The following is a 7,796-nucleotide window of genomic DNA, read 5'->3' as shown; positions in this document are numbered from 1 at the left end:
TCCGCTCGACTTGCATGTATTAGGCACGCCGCCAGCGTTCGTCCTGAGCCAGGATCAAACTCTCCATAAAAGTTAAGTTTAAATCTTGTATTGCTCAAAAAACTAATAATTGACGTTTACTTCATGTTTTGTTTAGTTTTCAAAGTTCGCTTTGTCGCTCCAGAAGCGACTTTAATATAATAACATTTTGTTGAACTCTTTGTCAACAATTTATTATATTTTTTTGTTGTTCGAACTTGTTTTGTCGTGACAACATAAACAAATATACCATCTCGTCCAAATGATTGCAAGCATTTCTTTTGAAAAAATAAACTAAAATAATTTATGTGAATTTCAAATCAAATTAATTAGTTAATTGTACAACTAGGTATATATACAAGCACAAACAATTCCTCTTCCATAGATTAGTACAAGAAAGGGAGGAATTGTTATGCAATGTAATGAAGCCCATCAATTATGTAATAATTTTAGAGGGCAGGTTGTACGCATTTTCGATAAAGATGGAAATGAGCATATTGGTCGTATTACAAGAGTAACTGATGATCGAGTTTTTATTGAACCAGTCAATCAACATCGTCAAAACTCTAATTCATCTAATAGATCATCAAATCGTAATAGAAGTAATATGAATAGAAGCCAATCTAGAGATTTCTCAGATAGAAACTTTTCAAATAGAAGTTTCCATAATGGAAATCGTTCTAATGTTTGGTTTAATAATCGAGTAGATGACAGATTTGATAATAGATTTGATAATAGATTTGATAACCGTTTTGACGATCGTTTCGATAGAAGGTTTGATAGAAGGTTTGATAGAAGAGAAGAAAGAAGAGACGAAAGAGATTTTGACAGAGATGGTTTTAGGTGCGGATTCTTCGGCTGTGGGTTCGGTATTTCAATTGCACTCGGATTTGTCGCAGGAGTCGCATTAGCAGCATTATTCTTTTTTTAATAGCTCAATAAAATCCTATATTCAATTACTGTGGGTTTGTCTCTTTGGTCATTTGCTGACTTTTGAGACACCCTTTTAATTTTTGGGTAAAGGTAAATATAAGTCTTGAGATACCTTCAATATAATTTTAATAATTAATTACAAAAAATAACTTCTTCTCTTTAGATAAAGAATAAAAGTACTTTAATTATATGAATAGGAGTTATCATGAAAAGATTCATTCAAGTCATAATATTTATATTCATCCTTCGCTTTTGTACATATACTTTTACAATTTCCAAAACATTTTTAAACATAAATAAAGTGGAGATTAATAAGTATTTTCCCATCTATCCTCATGGTGACCGTTAATTTATAAGAGTATACTTAAATAAGTACATTATTAATAATGAAGGTGAGGATATTATGCAAATAGAATCAGTAATAAATGATTTATCAAACATGAATTTAATTAACAAAAAAGAAATTAAGTACACTCAACTAACAGGTGGAACATCGAGCAATATATATCTTCTAAGTAACATAAAAAACGAAAGCAAGTATATAGTTAAGTTTAATGATCCTAGTGTATTAGAATCAGAAGCATATTTTCTTAATTCCTATAACAAATTAGATATATTACCCAATTTACTATTTGCTGAAAAAACATTTAAATACATAGTATATCCATTCATTCCAGGTCGCACAAATTATGTTAATAAAAACAAAAAAGAATTACTTATATCACTTGTTGAACAGTTAATAAATAATTACGAATCCTACCCTAATGCTCCAGGTTGGGGATGGGCAGATGATTTATCGAATTCATGGTCAGATTTTCTTATGAGTAGACTGACAGAGTCTTATAAAATTTTAGATTCGTATTTAGAAAAGCCAGATCATACACTTATCTTTTCTATTGTAAATAATTCAGATCTAATCACTTTTCAAGGAAAACCTTTTTTATTACACGGTGATTGTGGTATACATAACTTTATTTTTAATAAAGGCGGTTTAAGTGGCATTATCGATCCTACTCCAGTGTTTGGAGATCCACTTTATGATTTAATATATGCGTTTTGTTCTTCACCAGATAATCTAACAAAAGAGACAATTTCTACTGCAGTTAGTCATTTGAAATTTTTACAAGATTTCGATTCTAACACAATATATAAAAACGTATTAGTTGGATTATATTTTAGGTTAGCAACATGTATAAAACATCATCCAGATGATTTGGACGAATACTTAATAGCTTGGAATTATTGGATTAGCTTAGTTAAATCCAATTGAATTATTAAAATATAAACAGCAGTCTGATACTTTGGGAATGAATTCAATTCTCGTAAGCGGTACTTTTGTTAATCAAACAAAAAAGATAAGCTATTATGCCTATCTTTTTCTACATAAAAATACTCTATATCCTAACACATCTTTATAACGAATTAATATTTCTTGAAATCTATGAAGTAATTCAATTCCTTCTGGTGGTAACTTTTGAAATGGAAGTGAATCAATTGAGTTTGTTGATGTATTCATTATTGTATTTCCTTTGAGGATTTTATAGTCTCTAAATCCCCCTTTGATTAACGCTTGTTCCCACTCTCTTACCGTTTTTACTTTTGAAATACCATAAACATCCTTTATTTCACTTTCTTCTTTTAGTGTTAGTGGTCTCTCTGATGTCATTTCTATTGCAAGAAAATATCCACCTTTTTTTAACACTCTTACATATTCATGTAATGATTTATCTACATTTGTGAAGCTTGTTACCGATTCCGAAATAATAATATCAAATGAATTATCCTTAAAAGGAAGGTTTTCTGCACTTGCTTGATGCAGAGTAACTGGAATTTTCTTTTTGTTAAATCGTTTTCTTGCATTAGCCAGCATCCGACTGTTTATATCGATTGTTGTAATTGAGCAATTGAAACTTTCATATAAATAGCTAGCAGTTTTACCTGAACCGCATCCAACTTCTAAAACTTGGCTATCTGATTTCAGCGGAAGAAATCTTAATGTTTTTTTTGTTAAATCAAACCCACCTGGATGTGCATCTTCTATATTTAACGTGGCGATTAAATCTATATAAGAAAATTTCCTCATATTAAGACCCCAATCATATAGTTTGGTATAGTCTATTCATTTAAGCTTAAATTTGTTTTGTATTCTTGAAAACAATGAAATTTTTCTTAAATCAAAAACAAAACATCAGCTTTTAGGCTGATGTTTTAATTTGTATACAAAGTGCAATAATTTGCTGATTGAAAACAGCCGTAATATTACTGCCCATTACTTCTCATTCCTTTTTGAATCTTTCGAAGTGCCTTTTTTGAACCTCTTTCAATATCGTGCTGTAATTTCCTGGTCGCATAATCAACAAATAACGTATCTAAGTCATATCCTTCTGGATAAAGTTCAGCAGCCTTCATTTCTAAAGATACTCGTTTTTCATTCACTTCTAAAAAATCACCATTATAAAAAACAATGAGATTGTAAAAATTATCGATTTCTTTATAAACAATTCCAAAGGTATCATAGTCTAATAATTTTACTCGATCACCTTTTTGATAGTAAGCCTTTTCTTCTGCTTTCAATTTGACAATCTTTGGTTTCCTTATTGCACTTTCAATCACTTTTTCTAATCGATATTCTTTATTTTCCATATATTCCTTCGCTCTTTGAAGTACACTTTCGCGAATATTCATTTTCTTAGAAATCCATAGAGCATTACTTTCTCCTGATTTTCCGATAATTAACTTATACATTGGCTCTAGCGTTTCACTATTAAATCTCATTGCTGCATTCATAAAGTCACTATGCATTTCTGAAAAACGTTTAATTTCACCATAATGGGTAGTTGCAACTGTAATACATCCCATAAGGTAAAACTCTTCCAATATAGAAATTGCTAGTGCAGATCCTTCATTCGGTTCCGTACCACTTCCAATTTCATCAAATAGTAAAAGTGTATTATTATTAGAAACACTCATAATATCGGAAAGGTTTTTCATATGTGATGAAAATGTGCTTAGTGCATTCTCTATACTTTGATTATCACCAATATCAACAAAAATCTTTTCAAATACTGCAATTTCAGTCCCCATGTCTCCAATAATATGGAAACCTGACATTGTTGCTAAAGTTAGTAAGCCAATTGTTTTCAGAACGACTGTCTTCCCGCCCGCATTAGGTCCAGTAATGATTAAACTTCGATAACTTTCTCCTATCTCAAAATTAAGCGGAACTACATTACCTGTTAATAGTGGATGTTTACAATCAACTAACTTTATATATCCAAAGTCATTTAATTTCGGTTCAACTCCACCAATATGTTTGCTAAATTTTGCTTTAGCAAACACCATATCATATTGGCTAATTAACTCCATATTTATATTTATTTCATAAATGTTTTCTAAAATCATTCCTGAAAGGGTAGCCAATATTTGATATTCTTCCATTGCCTCTTCAGCTTTTAGGCTTGCTAACTCACTGTTTAATTTAGTTACTGTATTCGGTTCAATAAAGACTGTTGCCCCTTTAGAAGAAACTTCAATAATTGATCCAGGAACTTGCTTCTTAAAGGAAGCTTTAATTGGGATTGTATATCGGTCGTCTTTCTTACTTATAAAAAAGTCCTGAATATACATTTTATTTGCACTATTATTTAGAAATTTATTTAAACGATCTTTAATTTTCTCTTCCACTGATTCAATATTATTTCGTATCCGTTTTAGATCCTTACTAGCCCCGGAGTCAACGCTGTTTCCTTTAATAGAGAAGTTAATCTCATCTTCAATACTCATAAATTCACTCATTGAGTTTGCGTAAGAAGAGAGAATTGGAGCAAAAAAAACCTTATCTTGCATAAATTTTTTAATTCTTCTACATCCTCTTAAAAAGTCCGAAACACTGATTAATTCACTCGGATCTAATATCATTCCCTTTTCAAGATTTTGCATAATATTTTCAATATTAGAGACACCTAAAAAGGGTACATGTCCTTCTGCGTCTAATATTGCCCGAGCTTCAGTTGTCTCATTTAATCTATTTTTAACTACTTTTATATTGGAACTTGGTTCTAATTGATTTATCAATTTTTTACCTAATCCACTTACACAATAAGATTTTACAATTTCTTTTAACTCATTATATTGTAATTTTTCAAATGTTATATTATTCAATTTTAATTCTCCTCTTTAATATGATTTGATCGATCATAAATGGAGATACCTACACGTTAGATTCCAATGAAAATATTTATAGTAATAAAGATTTATTTTTACCCGAAAAATATAAAAAAGCTGCGGAGATACCGCAGCTTAATCACATTACAAGGCAATCATAATTGAAATATAGTTAAATAAGCTATTACTGAATAGCCATACTAATTTCTTTATACGCATTATAAAGTATTGTAGGTATCTTCATAGGTTTGAAATAAATACATGACAAAATTAAGGGTCCGAATTCTACAAATCCCCCTTTTTTTCATCCTATTTATTTCATTTATTTTTTTCCTATTTAGAACCTACCGCACTCACAAAATGCACCTCATTTATTTTTATGTTCATTGAAATCTAACTTATTGAAATCATCATACTATTTGTGAATTGAAAAGTAAAGATGATCTACATTATTTACTGTATGTTTTTAATAAAAATTTTCTACAACTTTTTCCCCTTCAGGTAAGCACTTCATTTAAGTTTCATACTCGTAGGCCCAATGTAAAAAGTAATAAATCTATCTTCAAAATTTGTAGAAATAGAAATTTAGTTTAATAAGGATTTATCATTGTATAAAAACACACCATTTAATTGAATATTAAATATAAAAACTGGAGAATTAAAATGAAAAAGGCATCAGCTCATCTTACTTTCAGTTTATTGTTCTTATTTAACTCGATTACTACAGTACACGGAGAAATTGCAAATCATTTATTTAGTACTAAGTCTGTTAGTTTTAAAGGAAGCGATAATAATTGGGAAGTTTTACACGAGATGACTTTAGTTGGAACTGATATCTTATTTCAAACAACTATAAAATATAAAGGAAAATTTGATAAAGATTTAATTAAGTCATATTCACACTATCTGATTAGTTATAATAATGGAACGATTGGAGGAGAGAGGTTTTTATTAAATCAATCTGGTGAATTTCATGGTAAAAAAAGAGAGTGTGGCGGATGTGAGTTTATTGATAAGAAAAAAGAAGTATATTATGAAATTTACTGGAAAGATGCTATAAGTACAGTTATTTTAAAAAAAGTGGATAAACCAGGTGATTAACTTCTTTATAAAGTACTAAAGCATGCGGTTTTCACGCTGTTGAAAAACAACGCTGTCAATTAAATTACCAAATTTTCGTAAAAGGAGTAGAGTGATGTTGATTTCCACTACGGGATGCTCGCTTTCCATGGGGCGAGATTCTTTAGCCTCCTCGGCGAGCCTGCGGAGTCTCAGCCTTCCCGCTTATCCCATAGGAGTCGAGCACCCCTCCGTTCCAATCAACTTATTCATCAAAAAAAGTCTCCAATAAAAACTAATCAAATAGCCTTTACTTAGTGCATCCTACAGTTGTTTATTAATCAGATTGTAGATTAATTAAGATCGAACATTAATTAATAAACTTATCAATTGAATTTGTTTTTCTAAAAATTAGCTCATAATATTTTTAACTTCTAAAAAAACTTACTAGTGTTATTAGAATCATAAAATTGCTTAAACATATTAAAATTTAAAACCATTAATAAATAGATCATCCCAAAAATGATAATTTCATCACTAATTAATGTTCAATTAATGTCCGTTTTCCCTATTGACCATTTTATATTTCAACACTTTGAAAACGAACTGTTATGAACAGTTCGTTTTCAGAGTGTTAGTTTTAGTTGTTCACCTAGGATCATTACATCAATGAGCTAGATACTTAAGATTAATACAAAGATTGAATAACTCGGTATTGGTTTGTATTTAGAATAGTTCTTCATTTCTTTAAATATTTTTAAATTAAGGAAGGAGTGTAGATTGTACTGCCTGAGGTTGAAAAGAAAAATTGGGTTGATAAAAGTATTATTCTATTATTGGTTTTTGTATTTATTATTTTAGCTATAAACATGCCAAAAATACAGAATTTAGATGAGTCAACTTTAATAGGGACTTACCATAGCAAAAAACTTCCATTTGCGACAATAGTATTTGATGAAGAGGACCATCATACGTTTTATTATTATAATCGTTCTGAAGTAGATAAAGGAGCTTATTCACAGAAAACAGATACGACGTATGTAATTAATAGTTCTAAGTTTCATAATTTAAAAATCATTTATGATAAAAAAAGAAGAACTTTTAAAATAAAAATTGATAATGAAACTTATGTTTTTAAACAGCTTGATACAATTCCTTATATTATAGATAATTCTAATTGACCAGATTCAGTTGCTTTAAGTACTTGGTATTCAAATTTTGTACAAAGGACTTAAAAGGACTATCAAAATTTGACAGTCCTTTAATATTTATTAAATATGAACAATTAACGGATCCAAAATAAAAAAAGCACCAGCTGATTAGCTGATACTTTGGTAAACCAGGCGACGTTCTACTCTCACAGGGGGAAACCCCCAACTACCATCGACGCAAAAGAGCTTAACTGCCGTGTTCGGTATGGGAACGGGTGTGACCTCTTTGCCATAATCACCTGATTTATAGAGTTGTACTTCGTACCCTCAAAACTAGATAATGTCATCATCAAACTTGTTAGTTAAGTCCTCGACCGATTAGTATCAGTCAGCTCCACGTGTCACCACGCTTCCACCTCTGACCTATCAACCTGATCGTCTCTCAGGGGTCTTACTAGCTTAACGCTATGG

Annotated in this window: 6 protein-coding genes and 3 rRNA genes; 4 read left to right on the top strand and 5 right to left on the bottom strand. The window is 30.2% G+C overall.

The window, feature by feature from the left end; all coding sequences use genetic code 11:
- Nucleotides 1-70: ribosomal RNA gene (locus tag BED47_RS13040) — 16S ribosomal RNA — on the bottom strand; the annotation flags it as partial.
- A 360-nt stretch (nucleotides 71-430) separates the two neighbouring features.
- Here BED47_RS13040 and BED47_RS13035 point away from each other — a divergent pair.
- Together BED47_RS13035 and BED47_RS13030 are read left to right on the top strand one after the other, a co-directional pair.
- Nucleotides 431-949: a hypothetical protein gene (locus tag BED47_RS13035; protein ID WP_069034019.1), complete on the top strand. Its 519-nt coding sequence runs from the start codon at nucleotides 431-433 to the stop codon at nucleotides 947-949.
- A gap of 405 nt (nucleotides 950-1,354) precedes the next feature.
- Nucleotides 1,355-2,221 carry a phosphotransferase gene (locus BED47_RS13030; protein WP_069034018.1) on the top strand — a complete coding sequence of 289 codons (867 nt, stop codon included), beginning with the start codon at nucleotides 1,355-1,357 and terminating at the stop codon, nucleotides 2,219-2,221.
- A gap of 99 nt (nucleotides 2,222-2,320) precedes the next feature.
- On the opposite strand, the gene BED47_RS13025 is transcribed toward BED47_RS13030, so the two are convergent.
- Both BED47_RS13025 and BED47_RS13020 read right to left on the bottom strand, forming a co-directional pair.
- Nucleotides 2,321-3,034: a class I SAM-dependent methyltransferase gene (locus BED47_RS13025; RefSeq protein WP_069034017.1), complete on the bottom strand. Its 714-nt coding sequence runs from the start codon at nucleotides 3,032-3,034 to the stop codon at nucleotides 2,321-2,323.
- 176 nt (nucleotides 3,035-3,210) lie between these two features.
- Entirely contained in the window at nucleotides 3,211-5,112 is a 1,902-nt protein-coding gene (locus BED47_RS13020) for an endonuclease MutS2 (protein ID WP_069034016.1), read from the bottom strand.
- A gap of 666 nt (nucleotides 5,113-5,778) precedes the next feature.
- Between BED47_RS13020 and BED47_RS13015 the strand changes: the two genes are divergently transcribed.
- A complete protein-coding gene (locus BED47_RS13015; protein ID WP_069034015.1) occupies nucleotides 5,779-6,216 on the top strand; it encodes a hypothetical protein in 438 nt (145 codons plus the stop codon).
- A gap of 827 nt (nucleotides 6,217-7,043) precedes the next feature.
- Nucleotides 7,044-7,355, top strand: a complete 312-nt coding sequence (locus BED47_RS13010; RefSeq protein WP_139116358.1) for a hypothetical protein — start codon at nucleotides 7,044-7,046, stop codon at nucleotides 7,353-7,355.
- A gap of 157 nt (nucleotides 7,356-7,512) precedes the next feature.
- Here the strand turns inward: BED47_RS13010 and rrf are convergent.
- Together rrf and BED47_RS13000 are read right to left on the bottom strand one after the other, a co-directional pair.
- A 5S ribosomal RNA gene (rrf, locus tag BED47_RS13005) occupies nucleotides 7,513-7,628 on the bottom strand.
- Nucleotides 7,629-7,683: 55 nt separating this feature from the next.
- Nucleotides 7,684-7,796 (bottom strand): 23S ribosomal RNA (locus BED47_RS13000); the annotation flags it as partial.

Origin of the sequence: Gottfriedia luciferensis (genome assembly GCF_001712755.1) — a bacterium.
Lineage (GTDB): Bacteria > Bacillota > Bacilli > Bacillales > Bacillaceae_G > Gottfriedia > Gottfriedia luciferensis_B.
This window is presented reverse-complemented; position numbering and strand designations above follow the sequence as displayed.